General features: G+C 64.6%; 22 protein-coding genes. 11 read left to right on the top strand and 11 right to left on the bottom strand.

The window, feature by feature from the left end; genetic code table 11:
• The coding region (locus AC24YW_RS23745; protein ID WP_487484964.1) for an OmpA family protein at positions 1–1,162 on the top strand (1,162 nt) is incomplete at its 5' end.
• Between the two features lie 50 nt (positions 1,163–1,212).
• Here AC24YW_RS23745 and AC24YW_RS23740 read toward each other — a convergent pair.
• The gene (locus tag AC24YW_RS23740; RefSeq protein WP_487484963.1) at positions 1,213–2,169 is read right to left on the bottom strand and encodes a homocysteine S-methyltransferase family protein; all 957 of its coding nucleotides are present in this window, start codon (positions 2,167–2,169) and stop codon (positions 1,213–1,215) included.
• A gap of 230 nt (positions 2,170–2,399) precedes the next feature.
• Between AC24YW_RS23740 and AC24YW_RS23735 the strand changes: the two genes are divergently transcribed.
• Positions 2,400–3,020, top strand: coding sequence for a TetR/AcrR family transcriptional regulator (locus tag AC24YW_RS23735; protein WP_487484962.1), 621 nt, complete (start codon positions 2,400–2,402; stop codon positions 3,018–3,020).
• A 75-nt stretch (positions 3,021–3,095) separates the two neighbouring features.
• Here AC24YW_RS23735 and AC24YW_RS23730 read toward each other — a convergent pair whose 3' ends face one another.
• The 7 genes from AC24YW_RS23730 to AC24YW_RS23700 all read right to left on the bottom strand — a co-directional run bounded on the left by AC24YW_RS23730 (position 3,096) and on the right by AC24YW_RS23700 (position 11,009).
• On the bottom strand, positions 3,096–4,853 hold the full coding sequence (locus tag AC24YW_RS23730; protein WP_487484961.1) for an alkaline phosphatase: 1,758 nt from the start codon (positions 4,851–4,853) through the stop codon (positions 3,096–3,098).
• Positions 4,854–5,051: 198 nt separating this feature from the next.
• On the bottom strand, positions 5,052–6,389 hold the full coding sequence (gene argG, locus AC24YW_RS23725) for an argininosuccinate synthase (protein WP_487484960.1): 1,338 nt from the start codon (positions 6,387–6,389) through the stop codon (positions 5,052–5,054).
• Positions 6,390–6,479: 90 nt separating this feature from the next.
• A complete protein-coding gene (locus AC24YW_RS23720; RefSeq protein WP_487484959.1) occupies positions 6,480–7,256 on the bottom strand; it encodes a phosphatase PAP2 family protein in 777 nt (258 codons plus the stop codon).
• 137 nt (positions 7,257–7,393) lie between these two features.
• Positions 7,394–7,882: a hypothetical protein gene (locus AC24YW_RS23715; RefSeq protein WP_487484958.1), complete on the bottom strand. Its 489-nt coding sequence runs from the start codon at positions 7,880–7,882 to the stop codon at positions 7,394–7,396.
• Positions 7,883–8,013: 131 nt separating this feature from the next.
• A complete protein-coding gene (gene rlmN, locus AC24YW_RS23710) occupies positions 8,014–9,216 on the bottom strand; it encodes a dual-specificity RNA methyltransferase RlmN (protein WP_487484957.1) in 1,203 nt (400 codons plus the stop codon).
• A 168-nt stretch (positions 9,217–9,384) separates the two neighbouring features.
• Complete coding sequence (locus AC24YW_RS23705; protein WP_487484956.1) at positions 9,385–10,053, bottom strand: invasion associated locus B family protein; 669 nt, start codon at positions 10,051–10,053, stop codon at positions 9,385–9,387.
• Positions 10,054–10,169: 116 nt separating this feature from the next.
• Positions 10,170–11,009: an SDR family oxidoreductase gene (locus AC24YW_RS23700; RefSeq protein WP_487484955.1), complete on the bottom strand. Its 840-nt coding sequence runs from the start codon at positions 11,007–11,009 to the stop codon at positions 10,170–10,172.
• Positions 11,010–11,265: 256 nt separating this feature from the next.
• On the opposite strand from AC24YW_RS23700, the gene AC24YW_RS23695 reads away from it, so the two are divergent.
• Complete coding sequence (locus AC24YW_RS23695; RefSeq protein WP_487484954.1) at positions 11,266–12,240, top strand: NADPH:quinone oxidoreductase family protein; 975 nt, start codon at positions 11,266–11,268, stop codon at positions 12,238–12,240.
• A gap of 168 nt (positions 12,241–12,408) precedes the next feature.
• Here AC24YW_RS23695 and AC24YW_RS23690 read toward each other — a convergent pair whose 3' ends face one another.
• Both AC24YW_RS23690 and AC24YW_RS23685 read right to left on the bottom strand, forming a co-directional pair.
• The gene (locus AC24YW_RS23690) at positions 12,409–12,795 is read right to left on the bottom strand and encodes a YkvA family protein (protein WP_487484953.1); all 387 of its coding nucleotides are present in this window, start codon (positions 12,793–12,795) and stop codon (positions 12,409–12,411) included.
• Between the two features lie 98 nt (positions 12,796–12,893).
• The gene (locus AC24YW_RS23685) at positions 12,894–13,184 is read right to left on the bottom strand and encodes a 4a-hydroxytetrahydrobiopterin dehydratase (RefSeq protein ID WP_487484952.1); all 291 of its coding nucleotides are present in this window, start codon (positions 13,182–13,184) and stop codon (positions 12,894–12,896) included.
• A gap of 151 nt (positions 13,185–13,335) precedes the next feature.
• Between AC24YW_RS23685 and AC24YW_RS23680 the strand changes: the two genes are divergently transcribed.
• From AC24YW_RS23680 to AC24YW_RS23670, 3 genes are all read left to right on the top strand, one after another.
• A complete protein-coding gene (locus AC24YW_RS23680) occupies positions 13,336–14,781 on the top strand; it encodes a TAXI family TRAP transporter solute-binding subunit (protein WP_487484951.1) in 1,446 nt (481 codons plus the stop codon).
• A 136-nt stretch (positions 14,782–14,917) separates the two neighbouring features.
• Positions 14,918–16,459: an alkaline phosphatase D family protein gene (locus AC24YW_RS23675; protein ID WP_487484950.1), complete on the top strand. Its 1,542-nt coding sequence runs from the start codon at positions 14,918–14,920 to the stop codon at positions 16,457–16,459.
• Between the two features lie 106 nt (positions 16,460–16,565).
• Positions 16,566–17,279, top strand: coding sequence for a hypothetical protein (locus AC24YW_RS23670; RefSeq protein WP_487484949.1), 714 nt, complete (start codon positions 16,566–16,568; stop codon positions 17,277–17,279).
• A 4-nt stretch (positions 17,280–17,283) separates the two neighbouring features.
• Here AC24YW_RS23670 and AC24YW_RS23665 read toward each other — a convergent pair whose 3' ends face one another.
• The gene (locus AC24YW_RS23665) at positions 17,284–17,658 is read right to left on the bottom strand and encodes a response regulator (RefSeq protein WP_487484948.1); all 375 of its coding nucleotides are present in this window, start codon (positions 17,656–17,658) and stop codon (positions 17,284–17,286) included.
• A gap of 180 nt (positions 17,659–17,838) precedes the next feature.
• Between AC24YW_RS23665 and AC24YW_RS23660 the strand changes: the two genes are divergently transcribed.
• The 5 genes from AC24YW_RS23660 (at position 17,839) to AC24YW_RS23640 (ending at position 21,331) form a co-directional block, all read left to right on the top strand.
• Entirely contained in the window at positions 17,839–18,603 is a 765-nt protein-coding gene (locus tag AC24YW_RS23660; RefSeq protein ID WP_487484947.1) for a Crp/Fnr family transcriptional regulator, read from the top strand.
• Between the two features lie 76 nt (positions 18,604–18,679).
• On the top strand, positions 18,680–19,396 hold the full coding sequence (locus tag AC24YW_RS23655; RefSeq protein WP_487484946.1) for a prolipoprotein diacylglyceryl transferase family protein: 717 nt from the start codon (positions 18,680–18,682) through the stop codon (positions 19,394–19,396).
• On the top strand, positions 19,393–20,838 hold the full coding sequence (locus AC24YW_RS23650; protein ID WP_487484945.1) for a radical SAM protein: 1,446 nt from the start codon (positions 19,393–19,395) through the stop codon (positions 20,836–20,838). Before AC24YW_RS23655 ends, AC24YW_RS23650 begins: the two co-directional genes overlap by 4 nt.
• A complete protein-coding gene (locus AC24YW_RS23645) occupies positions 20,835–21,056 on the top strand; it encodes a hypothetical protein (protein WP_487484944.1) in 222 nt (73 codons plus the stop codon). Before AC24YW_RS23650 ends, AC24YW_RS23645 begins: the two co-directional genes overlap by 4 nt.
• Complete coding sequence (locus tag AC24YW_RS23640) at positions 21,053–21,331, top strand: hypothetical protein (RefSeq protein ID WP_487484943.1); 279 nt, start codon at positions 21,053–21,055, stop codon at positions 21,329–21,331. Before AC24YW_RS23645 ends, AC24YW_RS23640 begins: the two co-directional genes overlap by 4 nt.
• The last annotated feature ends 80 nt before the right edge of the window (positions 21,332–21,411 follow it).

Below are 21,411 nucleotides of genomic sequence, written 5' to 3'. Positions count from 1 at the left end.
CCCGCAGGCTGGTGCGCCCGTCCGGCCGCCGGCACCTCCGGCCGGCGCCGCGGCTCCGACCGTGGTGCCCGGCACGCCCGCCGCAGCGCCGCCGCCCGACAGGGCACAATACAGACCGCCGACCGTCGCGCCGGCCTTCCGCGCCGCGCCGACGGTCGTAGCGCCCTTGCCGCCGCCGCCGCGGCCGCAGCAGCGTGACCTGACGCCGCTCGCGATCGGGGCGGGCGTGGTGGCCGGCGCCGTGATCGGCGCGACCATCGCCGACCTCCACAGCCAGCGACGGGAGACCGTCGAAGGCGGTCGCACCATCTACACCGAGCCGGACCGCATCATCGTCCGCGATCCGGGCGGGCAGGCCTATGTCCGCGGCAACGATCTCTATCGTTTCCGCTACGGCGCGCGCGACATCCGCACCGACACCGTCGGCGGCGAAACCCGCACGGTCGTGATTCGTCCCGACGGCAGCGAGATCATCACCGTCGTCGGCGCCGACGGCCGGCTGATGCGGCGCATCCGCAGGGACCCCCGCGGACGTGAGCTCGTGATCATCGACAACAGCTACCGCGATCCGCGCGCGGTCGGCGGCTTCTATGTCGACGTGCCGCCCCCGGTGGTCAACATTCCCTACGACCGCTACATCGTCGACGCCCAGGAGGCGCCGCCGCAGGTCATCTACGAAACGATGCGGGCTCCGCCGGTGCAGCGGATCGATCGGCGCTACTCGCTCGACGAGATCCGCTACAGCCCGAATGTTCGCATGCAGATGCCGAGTATCGACGTCAACACGATCACCTTCGAGACCGGATCGTGGACCATTCCGCCGGATCAGGCCGCGCGGCTCCAGGTGATCGCCGAAGGCATCAACCAGGCGATTCAGGCCAATCCGCAGGAGGTGTTCCTGATCGAGGGCCACACCGATGCGGTCGGCAACGAGGTCGACAATCTGTCGCTCTCGGACCGCCGCGCGCAGGCCGCAGCCGAATTGCTGACGCAGCAATTCGGTGTCCCCGCGGAGAACCTGACGTCGCAGGGCTATGGCGAGCAGTATCTGAAGGAGCAGACGCAAGGCCCGAGCCTGATCAACCGGCGCGTCACCGTCCGCCGTATCACGCCGTTGCTCAACGGCGACCAGGCCAACGCGGCGCCTCCGCCGCGTCAGTAAAAACCTTCGCAAGAAGACAATGGCCGGGAGCGATCCCGGCCATTTTGCTGTCACGCCGTCATTGCTTCCGACGGCAGGCATGCCTCGCAAACGGCGGCAACGTGCCGGTGATCGGTGCCGCAACAGCCGCCGAGAATGCGCATGCCGGGGAATGCACGCCTGAGCAAACGGTAGCGGCGGCCGAGATCTGCGGGATCACCGCTGTCTAGCGTCTCCGATTCGTCAAGCTCGGCATGGCTCTTGACCGATGCATTGGCTCGGATGCCGTGGATACGCTGAACCCAAGCCTCGCCTCTCGCGAGTGCACCCTCGAAGTGAGTTGGGTGCGCGCAATTGATCAGGAAGTATTCGCAGGCACGTTCGGTCGCGTCGTCGACCGCTTCGACCGCCTCGCGCAGCGACTCTCCACGAATGAGGCGACCATCGGTTTCGACCGTGAAGGAGATCGCGACCGGAATGTCCTGCCTCTTGGCTGCACGGACCACGCCCACGGCTTCGTTGATGCTGTTCAGCGTGAATGCAGTCACCATGTCGGCGCCGGCCTCGGTGAAGGCCGCGATCTGGCCTGAGTGGTAGGCTTCCGCCTCCGCCGCGTCCATGTTGCCGGCCTTGTAGCCGTCGCCACGCGGACCGATCGCGCCGTTGATGACGCAAGGCAGGCCGGGCAATTCCCAAGCAGCGCGCAGTTCGTCGAGGAAGCGGATGGCGCGCATGTTGACGGCCTCGAGCCTGGCCGCATCATAGCCAAGCTTGGCGCCCCAATCAGGGTTGGCGCGCCAGGTCGGACTGTCGAGGACGAAGCCGAGCCCATGCTGCCGCGCGACACGCAGATAGGCCTCGTAGTACTGCCTCAAATGCGCGCGTCCATCCGCGCTGTCGAGCAGCACGAATGCCGCAAAATGGGGCAGCTCCAGCCCGTGCTGAAAGATGAGGGTTGTTTCCATGCCGCCGTCGGTCAGGAAAATGCCTCCGCCGCGCTGCGGCAGAGCATGTCTGTATCTGGCCATCGATCGCTCCATCATTGGACGGGCCCGCTCTCTTCATTCGGTCGCGCCAGGCCCGTGTTCGGTCGCAGAATTTCGTGCCGCATAATGTCGCGTCGCTCTAGAAGGCGCGTGGTGCGGCTGAACTTCCACCCGCAAGCACAGACACATCAGAGATTTACACGGCTCACTCGGAGAGGTGCCTGGCCCAGGGGGTCATTTTCCGCACCGCCGGTACAGTTTTGGAGACATCAATGGGAAAGGGCGAAGCAACGCGCGAGCGCATTCTCGAGATCGCGGAAGCAGCAGTGCTCGCGAAGGGCTTCGGCGCCACCTCGATCGAAGAGGTCATTGCCGAGGCCGGACTGACCAAGAGCGGCTTCTTCTATCACTTCAAAGACAAGAACGCGCTCGCACGCGAGATGCTGCGCCGCTACGTAGACACGAATGATCGCCTGTTTGACGAGATCTTCAGGCGCGGACGTGAGCTCTCGGACGACCCGCTGCAGTCGTTTCTGATCTCGCTGAAACTGCTCGCCGAAGTCATGGCCGATCTGCCGAACGGCCATCCCGGCTGCCTGATCGCCAGCATCTGCTATCAGGAGCGCCTGTTCGACCGCGATGTTCGCGATCTCACCGCGCAATCGGTCCGGAGCTGGAATGCCCACTTCCGCGAGATTCTCGACGGCATCGCCGCGGTCTATCCGCCCCGCGAGCCGATCGACCTCGACGATCTCGCGGAAATGATCTCGTGCGTGGTCGACGGCGCAATCATCATGTCGAAGACGCTCAACGACCCGAAGCGGCTGGAGCGGCAGATCATGCTCTTCCGCAGCTGCGTGAAGCTGGTCTTCACGCCGCCCCACGCGTCGTGAATTGATAGAACCAGGGCGGCCGCCCTGCCGCGCTCGCCTGCGGCAGGAGCTGTGCCGGGGGTCTCCGACCCTCCATCATTGTCGCGCAGCCAATCCCAGCGCATCGGCCATGACACGGAACACCTCGGTGTTGTCCATCGAGCCGTACACGCGCTCGCTCCCCGGACCCGTCGCCGTGACGATGACGTCCTCGCCCGAATGCACGCTGGCGCCGACCAGCGACGACAGATTTCCGGGGCGCAGCACCGCGCCTGGAACCTCCTTGTATTTGTCGTTGGCCTTGAAGGTGCCGTCGTCGCCGGCCTTGACGGTCGGCTCGTTGGGATTGTCGAGCTTCGGACGGAACGTCTCGTAGTGATCGGGCAAGCTCGCCGAGAAAATGGCAAGCCGCCGGCTCACGTCGACGCGTGATGGATAACCTTCCGCATCCGGTGCGGGATAGTTGGGAAATCCGGCCTGATCGTAGACGCCGACGCGCTCGCGCAAGGGCACGTTGGGCGTCGTGGCCATATCGTCATTCACCGTGCCGACGAGGCTGTTGGGATGGTTGTGATCGGCCAGCACCAGGATGAGGGTGTCATCGCCGCGGGCGCGCGCCCATTCGCGCGTCTGACGCACCGCGTTGTCGAGCATGATCGTGTCGTAGACGGCACGCTCCATGTCGAGCAAATGCGCGTATTTGTCGATCATTCCGGATTCGACCATCAGGAAGAAGCCGGCTTCGTTCTTCGCGAGGATTTTCAACGCCGCCTGCACCTGTTCGGTCAGATCGGGCTGCTCCGGGAATTTCTTGACGCCGCCGCCCTTGAGGAATTTGCGGTCGAGTGCGCCGTCCATGTTGCCGGTGGCAAACAGGCCGAGCAGCTTGCTCGTCTCCTGCTTGGCGGCAGAGGCACTGAGCTCGCCCGCGGTGGTCGCCACCTGATAGCCGGCATCGCGAAACTTCGCGATGTAGTCGGTCTCGTCCTTGCGCTTGGAGCCGGCAGCCGATTTCGGCAGGAAATTCGCGCTGCCGCCGCCCATCATCACATCCGGCTTTGCCGTGAAGAACTGCTCGACGATGTCGTCATAGGCGGCGCGCCGGCGGGTGTGCGCGACCATCGCCGCCGGCGTCGCGTCTTCGATCTCGGTATTGGTGACGACACCGATCGCCATGCCGAGCCGCCTTTTGGCGAGGCTGGTGATGGTTTCGACCTTGGGATCGTCGAGCGGGCTTGCGCTGCGGTCGGCATAGACACCGAGGGCATTGACGGCGCTCTTGTGCCCGGTCGCATAGGCGCTGGCCGAGTTCGCGGAATCCGTGATGATCGAGTCCGAGCCGGCGGTTGCCACCAGCGCCATATGGGGCATGTCGTCGATGGCGAGCTTGCCGCGGCTCTTGCCTTCCGAAATACCCTTGGACAGGATCCGCGCGGCGACGCGATGCGCCGGCGACATGCCGTCCCCGATGAACAGGATGACGTTCTTCGCCTTGCGCGGGCCGGTGTCGTAAACCGTCCATGTGACACTGCGCTGGCGCGCGCCGTCGCTCACCTCCACGGCAACGCTGCCGGGCGTGGTCAGCGTGACGTCGCGCAGGACCAGGGCCGACTGCTCCTTGCCGTCCTCGCGCTCGACGAAGGTTCCGGAGCGGCCGAACGCGGCCGCATAATCGGCGCCGTTCACCGTGATCTTCAACTTGGCCGGATCGACCAGCCCGGGCAGCTCGACCTTGAAGTCGAATCGCGCTCCGGCCAAAATCTCGGCGCGATCGATCGGATAGATCGTCTGTGCCGACAGTGACGTCGTCCAACAGATGACGATGAGAGAAGCGACTACCGATTTCCTGACCATGCTTAATGCTCCGCGATCCCGTTTCGATAGGGAGCGTAGCGATCGAGAATGACACCGTCATTAAACTCGTAGCCCCGTTGAGCTTCATCCAGGCGACGAGCTTTCGTAGGGTGGGCAAAGCGCAGCGTGCCCACGCATTTTTCGCGATCGAGAGAGATCGTGGGCACGGCGCAAGGCGCCTTTGCCCACCCTACGACCTCAACCCTTGTCGCTCTCCAGCCGGAAGATCTGCGAGCCTTCGCTGCCGGAGAGCAGACCGGTCTCGCTGTAGAGCTTGAGCTTGGTGCGGGTGTCGGCGATGTCGAGATTGCGCATGGTGAGCTGGCCAATGCGGTCGGCCGGCGTGAAGGCGGCATCCTCCACCTTCTCCATGCTCAGCCGCTCTGGCGCATAGGTAAGGTTGGGGCTCTCGGTGTTGAGGATCGAATAGTCGTTGCCGCGGCGCAGTTCGAGCGTGACTTCGCCGGTGACGGCGCGGGCGACCCAGCGCTGCGCGGTCTCGCGCAGCATCAACGCCTGCGAATCGAACCAGCGGCCCTGATAGAGCAGGCGTCCCAGGCGCATGCCGCTGATGCGGTACTGCTCGATCGTGTCCTCGTTGTGGATGCCGGTGACGAGGCGCTCATAGGCGATGTGCAGCAGCGCCATGCCGGGCGCCTCATAGATGCCGCGGCTCTTGGCCTCGATGATGCGGTTCTCGATCTGGTCGCTCATGCCGAGGCCGTGACGGCCGCCGATCGCGTTGGCTTCGAGGAACAGCGTGACCGGATCGGAGAAGGTCTGGCCGTTCAGCGCGGTCGGCTGCCCTTCCTCGAAACGCACCACGACCTTCTCGGCGTTGACATTGCAGTCGTCGCGCCAGAACGGCACGCCCATGATCGGATTGACGATCTTGATGCCGCTGTCGAGGCTCTCGAGATCCTTGGCCTCGTGGGTGGCGCCGAGCAGATTGCTGTCGGTCGAATACGCCTTCTCGGCGCTCATCTTGTAGGCGAAGCCCTGCGCCGCCATGAACGCCGACATCTCGGCGCGGCCGCCGAGCTCGTCGATGAACTGCTGGTCGAGCCAGGGCTTGTAGATCTTGAGGCCGGGATTGGTGAGCAGGCCGTAGCGGTAGAAGCGCTCGATGTCGTTGCCCTTGAAGGTCGAGCCGTCGCCCCAGATGTTGACGCCGTCCTCCTTCATGGCCGCGACCAGCATCGTGCCGGTGACGGCGCGCCCCAGCGGCGTGGTGTTGAAATAGGTGATGCCGCCGGTCGAGATATGGAAGGCGCCGGACTGGATCGCGGCGATGCCCTCGTGGACCAGCTGCGTGCGGCAATCGACGAGGCGCGCGTTCTCGGCGCCGAACTCCATCGCCTTGCGCGGGATCTCGTTGTAGTCGGCTTCATCCGGCTGGCCGAGATTGGCGGTGTAGGCGTAGCAGCGCGCCCCCTTCTGCTTCATCCAGAGCAGCGCCGCAGAGGTGTCGAGACCGCCCGAAAAAGCGATGCCGACTTTCTCACCCTTGGGCAGGCTTTTCAGGATCGTGGTCATGGGGCTTCCAATCGGGTCTCAAGCTGATGTGATGGTGTGTTCGACCGCGCGAATATCAAATTTCGCGAGGCTCGGCACCCCTTTAATGGCTCAAACCGAGGGTTCGGGGCCGGTCTTGCGGCCGAACAGGCGCTGGCGGAGCCGGTAGGCGGGCATGTTCAGCCGGGTCAGGGCGGCATCCACCGCTTCGTCCGAGAACCGCGTCCGTGGCCAGCGGTAGATCAGCGCGTAGGCGAACCAGATCACGACGAAGGTGACGAGGCCCGCGATCGACACGTCGGTGAAGAAGTGCCCGCCGAAGGCCATGCGCAGGGCGCTGGTGAGCGCGCCGAAGATGACCGCGCCGGCATAGGCGAGCGGCCGCCACGCCGGCGGCGCCAGCGCGGCCGGCGCCAGCGTCCAGAACGCGGTCGCGCCTTCGCCGGAGAAGAACGAGCAGTTGCGCCCGCAACTGCCGCGCGGATCCCACCACGGCACGAATTGCTGATCGCCGGCAAACTCGGTCACCACCACCGGACGCGGACGGCCCCAATAATTCTTGAACGTGAGGTTGGTCAAAATGCCGGCCGACATGGTCAGCGTTACCAGCAGGAAGATGACCGTGCGCCCCGGCACCATCAGCGGCCGGTCGGGCCGGATCATCTTGACCACGAGCGCGACGATCGAGGGAAGCGCGAAGGCCCAGGCGATCCACATCGCCGCATCGCGCGCAAAGCCGGCCCACTCGTTCAGCTTGAGCGGAAACGTCTTGGTCTCCGAGTCGAAGAACAGCGAAGCGAGCTTGAGGTCGAGCTCGGGATAGAGGCCAAAGACGACGCCGATCACGAGCCACAGCGCCAGGGCGATGAAGAGTCCGGTACGGTTCATGGCGCGCGGTTTAGCGGAGTGGCGACGAGATGGAAACCCCGGAAACTGTCATTGCGAGCGAAGCGAAGCAATCCAGAATCTTTCCGTGGAGGGACCCTGGATTGCTTCGTCGCTTCGCTCCTCGCAATGACGGCGTCTCAATCCGGTCGTGAATTCGACGGCAGCGGTGGCGGCGGCTTGCGCGGGGGCGGCGGGATGCGCCAAGCGCCGGCGTTGCGACCAGCGATCAACCAGTAGACGACGCCGGCAACGATGCCGGCGCCGGTCATGATCTCCAGGTGACGCTGCACGATACCCTCGAACTGCAGCGTATCGGCGTGGAAGGGAACAAGGCCGAGATAGCAGGCGAGGCCGACGAGGCCCCCGCCGACGGCATAGGCGATCGCACTGCGGATATAGAGCGCCTCGGTGATCGCGACGATCACCGCCGCCGGCACCAGTGCAAAGCCCGAGACGAAGATGAACCCGAAGCCGAGCAGGATGTCGATCGTGCCCTGATCGACCGGACCGGCGCCGAGATCGGCGAATTCCGGAAACAGCAGCGCGACGACGATGATCATGCCGCCGACGAAACAGGCGGCGAGAAAGCCGATGAAGATGACGACGAGGCGGCCGATCAGGGACATGACGAAGTCCCGATTGTCGTCACTGCGAGCGTAGCGAAGCAATCCAGAAATGCGTCCGCGGAGGCGGTCTGGATTTCTTCGTCGCTACGCTCCTCGCAATGACGAGGAGGCGAGAGCGCGGGCATGACAAACTAATCCGTCATCGCCATGGCGCGCAGCGCCTGGCGCTCGCGTGCGGAGAGCTTTTCGGTCTCCGATTTGAGCTGGCCGCAGGCGGCGAGGATGTCGCGGCCGCGCGGGGTGCGCACCGGCGAGGAATAGCCGGCGTTGAAGATATATTCGGAGAACTTTTCGATCTGGTCCCAATCCGAGCATTCATAGGCGGTGCCGGGCCAGGGATTGAACGGGATCAGATTGATCTTGGCCGGGATGCCCTTGAGCATCTTCACCAGCAGCTTGGCATCGTCGAGCGAATCGTTGACGCCCTTGAGCATCACATATTCGAAGGTGATGCGGCGCGCATTCGAGGCGCCCGGATAGTCGCGGCAGGCCTGCAGCAGCTCCTTGATCGGATATTTGCGGTTGAGCGGCACCAGCTCGTTGCGCAGCTCGTCGCGCACCGCATGCAGCGAGATCGCGAGCATGACGCCGATCTCCTCGCCGGCGCGCACGATGTTCGGCACCACGCCCGAGGTCGACAGCGTGATGCGCCGGCGCGAGATGCCGATGCCTTCATTGTCGCCGACGATCAGGAGCGCATCGCGCACCGCGTCGAAATTGTAGAGCGGCTCGCCCATCCCCATCATCACGATGTTGGTGACGCGGCGCGTGCCGTCCTCGCGATCGGCCCAATCGTTGAGACGATCGCGCGCCACCATGACCTGGCCGACGATCTCGCCGGCGGTGAGGTTGCGCACCAGGCGCTGCGTGCCGGTGTGGCAGAAGGCGCAGTTCAGCGTGCAGCCGACCTGGGAGGAGACGCAGAGCGTGCCGCGGTCGGTCTCGGGGATGTAGACGCATTCGACTTCATGCGCCTTCTGAAGGTTATCGCCGCTCGGCAGTCGCAGCAGCCATTTGCGGGTGCCGTCGTTGGAGATCTGCTCGGCCACGACCTCGGGCCGGTCCACGGTGAAATGCTGGGCGAGCTCGGCGCGGATGCCCTTGGAGATCGAGCTCATCTCGTCAAAACTCTGGGCGCCGCGGAAATAAATCCAGTGCCACAGCTGCTGCACCCGCATCTTGCGCTGGGCCGGCGCGACGCCGATCTCGCCGAGCCGATCGGCCAGCTCGGTGCGCGACAGGCCGATCAGCGACGGCTTGGCCGGCGGCACATAGGTTTCGAGCGGGGTCTTCTCCACCAGGAGGCCGTTGTGCGGCTCGGTCGTCGGTTGCATTGAATGGACCTGATTACGTGGTCGTTCCGGGGCGGCGCGAAGCGTCGAACCCGGAACCTCGAGATTCCGGGTCTGGTCCTTCGGACCATCCCGGAATGACGGAAAAACTTGGAACGGATCCCTATATAGCAACCGGAATTGCCGATTGCGACCTTATCGCCCGCAGTCTTAACGCCGACAATCCTGCGCGATCTTGTCGAGCGCCTGGGCGAGGCCCTTCAGCGAGAAGGTGTCGGTCGTCTCCGTGCCCTTGGCCGAGACGCCTTTGACGACGAGGTCGGCGGATTTGCGCATGGCTTCGACCATCCGCTCCTCCTCGGCCGCGTTCTTGATCCAGAGCCCGTCGCCCTGCGTGTACATGGCGAAGGAGGCGCCGCCGACCTCGGCGGTCGATTCCGAGCCCGGCTTCAGCGCATAGCCGATCATGACCGAGACTTCGTTGTTGACCTTCTCCGCCGGCCGGCTCGAGACGAAGGCATAGGCGGGATCGCGCGGCCGGTTCGGCGGGTTGGTTTTCGACGACGACGGCTTGGCCAGCGCGAAGCAGACCTTCTTGCCGTTCGGCGTCGCCGAATAGGCGCCCCAGGTGCCGAACTGCCCGATCAGGGTTGGCTCCGCGCCCCCCGCAACTGCCGGGGCCGGGGCCGCCGGCTTGCTCTCGGGCTTCGGGGTCGCCTTTGCGTTGGTGTTGGCCGGCGGCGCGGCCGGCTTGGGTGCCGCCTCTTTTGGAGCTGGACTGGACTTGGGCGCCGGTTGCGCCGTCTGCGCCCGCGCCGAAACGGCGATTCCCCCGGCCGCCACGCCCGTCATCAAAGCTAAAATCAGCACCCGCCACATGCTGGAGTGGTTCCCTCAATATTGTGACTGGAAGATGGCCCGAGCGCGCTTTGTCCCCGGGCAGGGATAGCCGGGAAAGTTCAATTTGGGAAGGCAGTTAGCGGTATCTTCGGCGGCTAGGCCTTGGATCGGGCGGCGCGTTGCGCGGCCCATTGCGCCTCGGTCCAGCCGAGCAAATCCTCGGCACCGGAACTGCGCAAATGCGCGCCGCCGTCGATCACCACCATCTCGCCATTGATGTACGCGGCGCGATCCGAGACCAGGAAGCTGGCGAGATCGGCGAGCTCGCCGTGCTCGCCGGTGCGGCCGAGCGGATTGCGCGAGGTCCAGCCTTCGTCGCGGCCATCGGGACGAAGCTGCCCGGTGGCCCCTGCGGTCGGAAACGGGCCCGGCGCGATCGCGACGGTGCGGACACCCTTCGCGCCCCATTCCACCGCAAGACTCCTGGTCATCGCCAGCAGTGCGGATTTCGCCATCGCCGAGGGCACGGTGAAGGCGCGGCCGGTGATGGTGGAGGTCGAGAGGATCGACAGCACGACGCCGCCATGCTTGGCCTCGATCCAGCGCCTGCCGGCGGCGAGCGTGCAATACATCGCGCCATGCAGCGTCGGCGCCAGGATCGCGTCCGCGGCGCGGAAGGAGAGATGCTCGCTCTCTGCGATGAAGGTAGCGGCGGCATTGTTGACCAGGATGTCGAGCGGCGCCTCGCGCCAGATCGCATCCATCATGCTGTCGACCGCCGCACCGTCACGGATATCGCAGGCGATGGTGGTGACCCTGCCGCCGGTCTCTCCGTGCATCTCGCGCGCCGTCGCCTCGAGCCGCTCGAGCTTGCGGCCGCAGATCACGAGCTCGGCGCCGAGCGCGAGGAAGCGACGCCCCATCGCAGCGCCAAGACCCGAGCCGCCGCCGGTAATGAGGATGCGCTTGTCCTTGAGGAGGCTTGTTTCAAACATCGTTTGAATCCCTATTCCGCGGATTTCGTCATTGCGAGCCACCGGGTCCGCGCGAAGCGCGGCCCGATGACAGGCTTCGCGAAGCAATCGAGACTATTTCCGCGGCACGGATTCTGGATTGCTTCGCTGCGCTCGCAATGACGAGAGGATAGGCTGTGCATCGCTTTGGGCAAAGAATCCGGATTGTCGCCACTGCCTAAATCCGGCAAAACCGGACCAAACATAATTCCACCCGAAACGCCCTCAAGGTGCCGCCATGAAAGCCATCCTCTGCTCGCAATATTGCCAGCCCGACGACCTCGTCCTGACTGAGGTGCCGGATCCGGTGGCCGGTCCCGGCGAAGCCGTGATCGCGATCAAGGCGGCGGCGCTGAATTTCTTCGACATCCTGATGATCCAGGGCAAGTACCAGATCAAGCCGCCGTTCCCGTTCTCGCCGGCCGCCGAAGTCGCTGGCGTGATCGAAAGCATCGGGGCCGGCGTCACGGATCTGAAGGTGGGCGATCGCGTCGTCGCCTCCTGCGGCCACAATGGCGCGCGCGAGAAAATCGCGCTGCCGGCAGCCTCGATCGTGAAGATCCCCGACAATCTCGACTACGACCGCGCGGCCGGCATCATCATCATCTACGGCACCGCGCTGCATGCGCTGGAAGATCGCGCCAGCCCCAAGCCGGGCGAGACGCTCGCGGTGCTGGGCGCAGCCGGCGGCACCGGCCTCGCGGCTTGCGAGCTCGGCAAGCTGATGGGCCTGAAGGTGATCGCCTGTGCCTCATCGGACGAGAAGCTCGAATTCGCCAAGGCGCACGGTGCCGAGCTGACGCTGAACTACGCCAAGGACGATCTGAAGGAAGGCCTGCGCAAGCTCACCGGCGGCAAGGGCGTCGACATCATCTTCGATCCCGTCGGTGGTGCTTACGCCGAACAGGCGCTGCGCTCGATCGCATGGGAAGGCCGCTTCCTCGTCATCGGCTTTGCCGCCGGCGACATTCCCAAGATGCCGCTGAACCTCGCGCTCTTGAAGGGCTGCGACATCCGCGGCGTGTTCTGGGGCGCTTGGACCCGGCAGAATCCGGAGAAGAACCGCGCCAACCTGGAGAAGCTCGTGAAGTGGACCGCGGAAGGAAAGATCTCATCGCATGTCGATCGCACCTTCCCGCTCGCGCAGACGGCGGACGCATTGAAGGTGCTGGCGGGGCGCCAAGCGATGGGCAAGGTGATCCTGCATCCGTGAGGATGTGCTCGCGAGGCGACGCCCACGCTCGCCACACACCCAACTGTCATCCCGCGAAGGCGGGCGATCCAGTATTCCAGAGACGGTAGCGATTGAACCGAGACGCCGCGGCGTACTGGATTCCCCGCCTTCGCGGGGAATGACAGCGGTGCGTGTGGTTGAATCCCGCTATGCAGCCTCTTCTTCCATCTTATCCACCCCACGCCGCAGCGCGGCGCGGGCGGCCTCGCGGTGGTCGTTCGTGATGTGGCCGGCAACCATGCGGATGGCGGTGGCGAGCACGGCGGCGTCATCGGCAAAGCCGAGCATGGGCATCACGTCGGCGACGAAGTCGAACGGCAGGATGAAATAGGCGATCGCACCGAGCAGCGAAGCCTGGACGTGACGCGGCGTCTGCCGGTCGAACGCGCAGTAATAGGCGGCAAGCAGATCCTCCGCGAACGGCAGATGCGAAGCGCCCCGCTTCAGCTTGCGCCAGAAGCGGCGGCGCACGCTCTCGCGATCTTCCGCGAGCCGATCGGCCGGCTCGAAGCCGACGCTGTGCTCGGCAGCCATGCTCAAACTCCCCGTTCTGCCGGAGGCGGAGAACCGCCCCATGCCGGTTGATCACAACATGGGGATGCAGCCGGTCGCTGCAAGACGTCCGCTTGATGTCAGCCTGCGATGGCGTTCATCGCCTTGGCCAGCGCCATGTCGCGCGCGGTGACGCCGCCGGCATCGTGGGTCGACAGCACCACCTCCACCGTCTTGTAGACGTTGCGCCATTCGGGGTGGTGATCCATCTTCTCGGCGACCAGCGCGGCGCGGGTCATGAAGCCGAACGCCTCGTTGAAATCCTTGAAGACAAAGGTTTTCCCGATGGCGTCGCGGCCCTGAACCTCGGTCCAACCCGATAGTCCGCCCAGCGCCTGCCTGCGCGCCTCCGCCGTCAGCCGTTCTGCCATGGCCCTCTCCGTCCTTCAGGGGAACTTTACCCTAACACCCGCATACGACCCGGGTTCATACGGGATTTCCGTCATCCGCTAACCATGACGGAGATGTAACCCCGCCGGAGAAGAAATTTGCTACAATTGCGCGCGTAAATCGCCGGCCAAGATGAAACTGAGCCTAAAGCGCCTGTTTGGGAGATCGATGACCGGGGGATTGCACCTGGCCGAAGCGCCCCCTCCGCCTTCGCCGCGATCCGCGGCGCGGAAGACGGCGCTCGTGTCTCTGGCGTTCCTGCTTGCGATCGTCGGCGTGGTCGCCGGCGGTTATTACTTCGCGATGCGTCCCGTGACGCTCAGAATCGCGGTCGGCCCTGCCAACAGCGACGACGTCAAGGTCGTGCAGGCGCTGACGCAAGGCTTCGCGCAGCACAAGAGCTACGTGCGGCTGCGCCCGATCCAGACCGACGGCGCAACCGCCAGCGCCAATGCACTCGCCGAAGGCAAGGTCGATCTCGCGATCGTACGCGGCGACCTCGACGTGCCGAAGAACGCACAGGCGGTCGCGACCCTGCGCAAGAACGTCGTGGTGCTGTGGTCCGTGCCAGCCAAGGGCAAGAAGAAGGGCGCGAAGATCGCCAAGATCGCGCAGCTCGCCGGCCATCGCATCGGCGTCGTCGGCCGTACCCAGGCCAACGTCAATCTGCTCAAGGTGATCCTGCAGCAATACGGCGTCGACCCGGCCAAGGTCGAGATCGTGCAATTTCCCGCCAACGAAGTTGCCGAGGCGATCAAGGCGCAGAAGGCCGACGTCTACCTCGCGGCCGGCCCGGTCAACAGCAAGATCACCGCGGACGCGATCGCGGCATCGATCAGGGAGGGCGGCTCGCCAACCTTCCTCGCCATCGATTCGGCCGACGCGATCGCGCAGAATCATCCGGTCTATGAAGCTTCCGAGATTCCCGCCGGCGCCTACGGCGGCTCGCCCGACCGCCCCGAGGACGAGGTCAAGACCATCAGCTTCGCGCACCACATCGTGGCGCGCAAAGGCGTCTCCGAGGCTGACATCGCAGCGTTCACGCGCCAGCTGTTCGCGGTGCGGCAGCAGCTGGTGACGGAATTCCCGCTGGCGGCGAAGATCGAGACGCCCGACACCGACAAGGATGCGGTGATCCCGGTGCATCCGGGTGCGGCCGCCTTCGTCGACGGCGAGGAGAAGACCTTCCTCGACAAATACAGTGACTATATCTGGTGGAGCCTGATGGCACTCTCGGCCATGGGCTCGGTCGGCGCCTGGTTCGCCGGCTATCTGAAGAAGGACGAGCGCGACAACAACAACCACCAGCGCGAACGCCTGCTCGACATGATCGCCGCGGCACGCAAGTGCGAGACGACCGAAGAGCTCGACCAGATGCAGACCGAGGCCGACCAGATCCTGCGCGACACGCTGCGCTGCTTCGATCACGGCGCGATCGAGGAAGCCGCGCTCACCGCCTTCAACATCGCACTCGACCAGTTCCACGCCGCCGTCGCCGACCGCAAGGCTGTGCTGTTCAGCCTGCCGCCGAACCTGCAACGGGCGAGCGCGCAGTTCCGGGCCGCCGGCAACGCCTGAGCAGCGCGTGCGCGCGTTATAGCTGCGTCACATTGTCTCAATATAGCTTCCAACGTCATTCCGGGGCGATGCCGGGGTTCGCGCTACGCGCGCCCCGGAATGACGGACTCCTCCGCGAGCCCCGGATCGGAACCCCATGAACATCAAATTTTCCCGCCGCCGCTTCCTCGCCACCAGCGCCGGCGCGCTCGGCACGATGGCGATGCCGTATCTTTCGCGCGCGGCAGACCGGCCGGCGGTCACCCACGGCGTGCAAGCGGGCGACGTTACCGTCGACGGCGGGGTGGTGTGGGCGCGAACCGACCGGCCCGCGCAGATGCTGGTCGAGGTGGCGACGGCTGAGTCCTTCAAGGACGCCCGCGCATTGCCGCCGATCGCGGCGCTGCCCGAGAGCGATTTCACCGCCAAGATGCTGGTCGAAAATCTTCCCGCCGGCCAAGACATCTTCTACCGCGTCCGCTTCCGCGATCTCTCCCACAGCGCGATCGAGGGCGAGGCGGTGACCGGGCGATTCCGCACCGCGCCGGCCGACCGCCGCGACGTCAGCTTCGTCTGGGGCGGCGACGTCGCAGGGCAGGGCTGGGGTATCAATCCCGATGACGGCGGCATGGTCACCTTCTCGACCATGCGCAAGCACCGGCCGGATTTCTTCCTGCACTCGGGCGATACGATCTATGCCGACGGTCCTATCCAACCCGAGGTGAAGCTCGCCGACGGCAAGATCTGGAAGAATCTGACCATCCCGGAGAAGGCCAAGGTCGCCGAGACGCTGGATGAGTACCGCGCCGCGTACAAATACAATCTCACCGACGACAATCTGCGCGCCTTCAATGCCGAGGTGCCGATCTTCGTGCAGTGGGACGACCACGAAGTCACCAACAACTGGTCGCTGTCGAAAGACTTGCCGGCCGCCTACAAGGTGCGCGACATCTCACTGCTCGCAGCCCGCGCAGGCCGGGCCTTCCACGAGATGTACCCGATGCGGGAGAGCATCACTGAACCCGGCCGGGTCTATCGCCAGATCTCCTACGGCCCGCATCTCGACGTGTTCGTGCTCGACGAGCGCAGCTATCGCGGGCCGAACGGTGCCAATCTCGAAACCGCCTATGGCCCCGCCAGCTATTTCCTCGGCCCGGAGCAGATCGCCTGGCTCAAGCGCGGCCTGCTGAATTCACGCGCGACATGGAAGGTGATCGCATCCGACATGCCGATCAGCCTGATCGTCTCCGACACGCCGAAGGGCGGCTCGGAAGCCGTTGCGCAGGGCGACGGCCCGGTGCGTGGCCGCGAGCTCGAGATCGCCGACATCCTGCGCTTCATCAAGTTGGCGCCGATCAGCAACACGGTGTGGCTGACCGCGGACGTGCACTACGCCGCCGCGCATTATTACGATCCGAACAAGGCCCAATTTCAGGAGTTCGAGCCGTTCTGGGAATTCGTCTCGGGCCCGCTGCACGCGGGCACGTTCGGCCCGAACGCGCTCGACAATACCTTTGGCCCCGAGGTGCGCTTCGTCAAGGCACCTGGCAAGGACAGCCAGAACCTGCCGCCGTCCGCCGGCATGCAGTTCTTCGGTCACGTCAAGATCGACGGCGCGTCCGGCCGGATGACGGTGACCCTGCGCGATCGCGCCGACGTCGCGCTGTGGTCGGCCACGCTCGATCCGAAGCTTGCGTGACTCAATTCAACGCCGGATGAACCATCCGGCCGGCCCGGACGACAATTGCAGGCGCCCACGCATTTTCGAGGCGCGTTGCCATCCGAGCCAATTTCGAGTTGATGCCGTGCCGTTCAGCCGCCGAACGTTCGTTATCGCGCTCGTGCTGAGCGCAGTATCCCCCACATGCGCCCAGACCCAGGACAAAGCCGCGCGGGTGCGCGAGGCCCTCGCTTCGCCTTACGGCAAGGCGCTGACCGCCGAGCTCGGCAAGTCGTTGCGCGCAAGCGCCGACCCGGCATGCCTGTCGGACAAGGGGTTGGCTGCCGACCAGCTCGAATCGCGTGGCCGCGATATCGTCATCACGTGGGGCACGCGTATGCTGGAAGGCGCATCGGCATTCATCGACCGGCTTAACTCCGACAATCCATTTGCCGGTGCAGCCGAATTGGAAAGCCTGAAGAGCAATCCGGACGTGAAGCGCTATCTCGCGATGGAAGAGCCGATACGTCAGGCGAAGCTCGCGGACTTGATCTTCGAGCATTTCGGTCACTACAACGTCATCGCCCGCGTGAAACTTGGAGCGGTCTCCCCATTGGAGACCGGCAACGAAGCTCTGCTCCGTCTCAATCCGACCGATGCACTTGAAGAGCGGTTGGAGACGTTCGCCAGCAAGAATCGTTCGAAGGCGCTGAAACGCTTCCTGCAATTGTCCGATCAAGCGGCGATTGCGCAGAGTGCGGCGATCAAGAAGGCCTCATCGCCGCCGCCGCTTCCGCACACATTCTTCAGGGGCGTCGAGACCGATCTCGCCGAGCTCTGCATTCGCTCCGGCAAATAGGCGATCAGGCGTCCCGTGCCTGCAGCGCTGCTTCCAGTGCATCGCTCGAGCACGGCTTCTGCAGCCGCGGCCGGCCCGCAAATTCGGACGGAATGCGCACCTCGGCGCCGTAGCCGGTGACGAACACGAACGGAACCTTCAGCGCGATCAGCCGCTCGGCGATCGCAAAGCTCGTCTCGCGGATCAGCTCGACATCGAGCAGCGCGAAATCGGGTGTCCGTTTCGCAATGGCGTTGAGCGCCTGCGTCACCGAACCCACGGTCCGCACGGTGGCCACACCAAATCCGAGCAGGCGATCCTCGAAATCGATCGCGATGATCGGATCGTCCTCGACGATCAGAACATCGGCCGGCCAGCCATTGGAGTTTGCAGGTGCCATGATCGCATCTTGGTTCGGGGGGTTTGGGATCAGGACTGCCGCGTCACGCTGCCTGCGCCCCGCGCATCGGAGGGTTCCCGGAACGAAACTCACCACATCATCGTTCTCCGGTCTGTCCACTTGTGCACACAGGAAACGGATGGAACTCGCTAAGGTGGGGAGGAAGGGTGGGAATTCAGGATGGATGCGCGTATCGGGAAGGTCACCGAGATCGAGAGCCGGCCGGCCAACAATCTGCTGCGGCGTTTGAGTCAGGCCGACTACGGCCTCCTGGCGCCGCACGTGACCGTCGAGGAGTCTGCGGCGGGGCACTTGCTCTACAATCCCGGCGATGACGTGCAGGTCGTCCATTTCCCCTGCGGCCCGTCGCTCGCGACTTTCCTCGTCCCCAACGAGGACGGCCGCGACGTCGAAACCATTCTGGTCGGCCGCGAAGGCGCGGTGGGCGGCATCGTCAGCGAGGGGTTTCTGCCGGCCTATACCCGGATCTGCGTCAAATTCGGCGGGCCGTTTGCGCGCATTCACGTTGCCAAGCTGGAAGCGGCCAAGCTGCGCTCGGCGTCGCTGCGCAACGTCTTTGCCCGCTATGCCGATTGCATGCTGGCCCAGATCTTCCAGTCGACCGCCTGCAACGCCATCCATTCGATCGAGCAGCGCACCGCCAAATGGATCCTGGCGGCGATGGAGCGGACCGGCGACGAGACCAGCGTGCCGCTGACCCACGAACAGCTCGCGACGCTGCTTGGCGTGGGGCGGTCCTATACCAGCCGCGTGCTTCAGTCGTTCAAGGCCGAAGGCGTGCTCGACACGCGGCGCGGCTCGATCCTGGTCCGCAACCGCGACGGCCTGAGGCTGCGCGCCTGCCTGTGCAACGACGCCGTGAAGATGCATTTCGAGGAGGTGCTGCGCGGGGTCTATCCGACCGAGGAGCGGGAGGCCGGGTAGCTTCTTCCTCCTCCCCTTGTGGCGCTATAATGCGCGGCGCGCCGTTCCAACCGCGGTCGTGCTATACTGGCCCCGCATGAGCGGGGCTTTCCTTCACACTCTCTTCGACGTACTGGCCTGGCTGGCGGCGGCCGCCGCCCTCTATTGGCTGTCGCGACGGGGCTTGCAGTTTCCCTCGCAATCCTTCGCGCTGCCCTATATCGCCGCACTGGTATTTGGCGCAGGCGTCGGCGCCTATCTGTTCGGCTCCGCCAATCTGTGGCTGTCGGGGCAAAGCGGCATAGCGCGCTCGGTCGAGGGTGCGCTGGCCGGCGGCATCGTGGCGATCGAACTCTACAAATGGTCCGCAGGCGTCACGGTGCGAACCGGTGCGCGCTTCGCGCTGCCGCTGGCGCTCGGCATCGCGATCGGCCGGATCGGCTGCTACTTCGCAGGCCTCGACGATTTCACCTATGGCTCGCCGACGGCGCTGCCCTTCGGCCATGATTTCGGCGACGGCGTTCGTCGCCATCCCGTGCAGCTCTACGAGAGCGCGGCCATGGCGCTGTTCGCGCTCGGCTATGTGCTGGCGGTCTTGAACCGGCACGCGTTCACGATCACCAATGGTTTCTACCTGGTGCTCGCCTATTACGGGGCGCAGCGCTTCCTATGGGAATTCCTCAAGCCCTATGGCACGCTGATCGGACCCCTGACCCTGTTTCACCTGCTGTCGCTGTCCATCCTGCTCTACGCAGCCTTGATGCTGGCGACGGCACCCAAAGCGAGACGCATACAAAACGAGTCACTTGCATGAACGCGCCGTTGCGTAAGTCGCGTCCCTACATCTTCTGGGGCCAGACCCAATCCCTCTGCGAGACCTGCCTGAAGCTGGTGCCGACCAAGATCCAGATTCTCGGCAACGAGGTCTGGTACGAAAAGCGCTGCAGGGAGCACGGCGTGCAATCGACGCTGGTGTCGACCGATGCCGCCTATTGGCGGCTGTGCAAGGATTTCATCAAGCCGGGCGACCGGCCGCTGCAATTCCAGGAGCGAACCCAATTCGGCTGCCCCTATGATTGTGGCCTCTGTCCCGACCACGAGCAGCATTCCTGCCTAGCGCTGATCGAGATCACCGAGCATTGCAATCTCACCTGCCCGGTCTGCTTCGCGGAGTCTTCGCCGACGCGAACGAAATTCACGCCGCTCGCGACGGTGGAGAAGATGCTCGACGCCCTGGTTGCGAGCGAAGGCGAGCCCGATCTCGTGCAGATTTCCGGCGGCGAGCCGACGCTGCATCCGGACTTTTTCGAGATCCTGGACGCCGTGCGCGCCCGGCCGATCCGCCACGTCATGATCAACACCAACGGCCTGCGCATCGCCCGCGAAAAGGATTTCGTGGCGCGGCTCGCCGAGAACAGACGCGGGCTGGAGGTCTATCTCCAGTTCGATTCGCTGCAGCGCGACGCGCTGATCAACCTGCGCGGCGCGGACTTGCGAAAAATCCGCCAGCAGGCGCTGGAAAATCTCGAGCATTACGGCATCTCGACGACGCTGGTCGCGACCATCAAGCGCGGCGTCAACGATGCCGAGATTGGCGACATCGTGCGCCACGCGCTGACCTGGACGTGCGTGCGCGGGGTGACGTTGCAGCCGGTCCAGGATGCCGGCCGCAACGAGAATTTCGACAAGAATACCGACCGCATCATGCTGTCGGAGATCCGCAAGCGCGTCGTCGAAACCGGCGTGTTCGGGGACAAGGATATGATTCCCCTGCCCTGCAATCCCGAGAGCATCTCGATCGGCTACGGCCTGCGCAACGGCGAGAAGGTGCTGCCGCTGACCTCGCTGATCCCACAGGAGCAGCTGGTGGCGGTGATGCCAAACACGATCAGCCCGGAGAAATATCCGGTGCTGCGGGAAAAGTTCATCGACCTGTTCTCGCTGTCTTCGGGGCCCCTCAACACGTCCGAGCGCGTCTGCGAATTGTTGTGCTGCCTGCCGAGCTTTCAGGTGCCGGAAGGACTTACTTACGAGAACGTCTTCCGCGTCACCATCGTGCAGTTTCTCGACCGCTTCAATTTCTGCGTCGGCAACGTCAAGCGCAGCTGCATCCATTTCGTGACCGAGCAGGGCGCGATCATCCCGTTCGACACCTACAATCTGTTCTACCGCAACGGAAAGATCGACGGCATCCGCGCCGCGCTGGCCGGCGATACTTATCGAGAAGCCAGGCGGAGCGAGGGGGCCCCTCGTTGAGCGAGACGCCGTCATCTCCGCCGTCGCGAAGCGGATGCGTCACCGCGCTCATGGTGATGTTCGGGGTGATCCTGCTGTTGCCCGGCATCTGCGCCTTGATTTTCGTCGCCGATTCGTCGTTCCACCTCGATAGCCGTTTCATCCCCATCCTCGTCCTTGCGTTGCTGGCGGCCTTCGCCGGCGTGTTGCTGATCAGGGCCGCGAGAAAGAGACCATGAGCGATTCCACCAACCCACCGGCACTGCCCCCACAGGACCCGCAAAAGCGCGGTGGCTGCCTCACCGCGCTGATGGCGATCGCAGGGATCTTCATGCTGCTGCCGGGCCTCTGCGCGCTCCTGTTCGGCGGAATGTCGGTGGTCGAGGGTGGCTCGATCCCTTCCGATATCGCGTCACTGATCTTTTTGGGACTCGTCATCGGCATCGGAGGTGTGGTCATGATCTGGGCGGCCATTGTCGGGCGAAAGGCCCCGGCGGCTCGGAGGGACAGCTAAGCCCCGGGGATTCCCGGACAAAATTCAGTCAACCAACGGCCAAAGAACACATTGTTTTTTGGCCGTTTTTGCATATATTG

It is taken from the genome of Bradyrhizobium sp. USDA3516 (assembly GCF_057651995.1).
This window is presented reverse-complemented; position numbering and strand designations above follow the sequence as displayed.

What these genes read in the sequence shown, in the direction of transcription:
- AC24YW_RS23720 (WP_487484959.1), bottom strand. Translation starts at nt 7,256, where the DNA reads ATGAACCGTACCGGACTCTTCATCGCCCTGGCGCTGTGGCTCGTGATC.
- AC24YW_RS23715 (WP_487484958.1), bottom strand. Translation starts at nt 7,882, where the DNA reads ATGTCCCTGATCGGCCGCCTCGTCGTCATCTTCATCGGCTTTCTCGCC.
- AC24YW_RS23705 (WP_487484956.1), bottom strand. Translation starts at nt 10,053, where the DNA reads ATGTGGCGGGTGCTGATTTTAGCTTTGATGACGGGCGTGGCGGCCGGG.
- AC24YW_RS23730 (WP_487484961.1), bottom strand. Translation starts at nt 4,853, where the DNA reads ATGGTCAGGAAATCGGTAGTCGCTTCTCTCATCGTCATCTGTTGGACG.
- AC24YW_RS23660 (WP_487484947.1), top strand. Translation starts at nt 17,839, where the DNA reads ATGGATGCGCGTATCGGGAAGGTCACCGAGATCGAGAGCCGGCCGGCC.
- AC24YW_RS23690 (WP_487484953.1), bottom strand. Translation starts at nt 12,795, where the DNA reads ATGGCTGCCGAGCACAGCGTCGGCTTCGAGCCGGCCGATCGGCTCGCG.
- AC24YW_RS23700 (WP_487484955.1), bottom strand. Translation starts at nt 11,009, where the DNA reads ATGTTTGAAACAAGCCTCCTCAAGGACAAGCGCATCCTCATTACCGGC.
- AC24YW_RS23740 (WP_487484963.1), bottom strand. Translation starts at nt 2,169, where the DNA reads ATGGCCAGATACAGACATGCTCTGCCGCAGCGCGGCGGAGGCATTTTC.
- AC24YW_RS23680 (WP_487484951.1), top strand. Translation starts at nt 13,336, where the DNA reads ATGAAACTGAGCCTAAAGCGCCTGTTTGGGAGATCGATGACCGGGGGA.
- AC24YW_RS23685 (WP_487484952.1), bottom strand. Translation starts at nt 13,184, where the DNA reads ATGGCAGAACGGCTGACGGCGGAGGCGCGCAGGCAGGCGCTGGGCGGA.
- AC24YW_RS23665 (WP_487484948.1), bottom strand. Translation starts at nt 17,658, where the DNA reads ATGGCACCTGCAAACTCCAATGGCTGGCCGGCCGATGTTCTGATCGTC.
- AC24YW_RS23735 (WP_487484962.1), top strand. Translation starts at nt 2,400, where the DNA reads ATGGGAAAGGGCGAAGCAACGCGCGAGCGCATTCTCGAGATCGCGGAA.
- AC24YW_RS23675 (WP_487484950.1), top strand. Translation starts at nt 14,918, where the DNA reads ATGAACATCAAATTTTCCCGCCGCCGCTTCCTCGCCACCAGCGCCGGC.
- rlmN (WP_487484957.1), bottom strand. Translation starts at nt 9,216, where the DNA reads ATGCAACCGACGACCGAGCCGCACAACGGCCTCCTGGTGGAGAAGACC.
- argG (WP_487484960.1), bottom strand. Translation starts at nt 6,389, where the DNA reads ATGACCACGATCCTGAAAAGCCTGCCCAAGGGTGAGAAAGTCGGCATC.
- AC24YW_RS23695 (WP_487484954.1), top strand. Translation starts at nt 11,266, where the DNA reads ATGAAAGCCATCCTCTGCTCGCAATATTGCCAGCCCGACGACCTCGTC.
- AC24YW_RS23655 (WP_487484946.1), top strand. Translation starts at nt 18,680, where the DNA reads ATGAGCGGGGCTTTCCTTCACACTCTCTTCGACGTACTGGCCTGGCTG.
- AC24YW_RS23650 (WP_487484945.1), top strand. Translation starts at nt 19,393, where the DNA reads ATGAACGCGCCGTTGCGTAAGTCGCGTCCCTACATCTTCTGGGGCCAG.
- AC24YW_RS23640 (WP_487484943.1), top strand. Translation starts at nt 21,053, where the DNA reads ATGAGCGATTCCACCAACCCACCGGCACTGCCCCCACAGGACCCGCAA.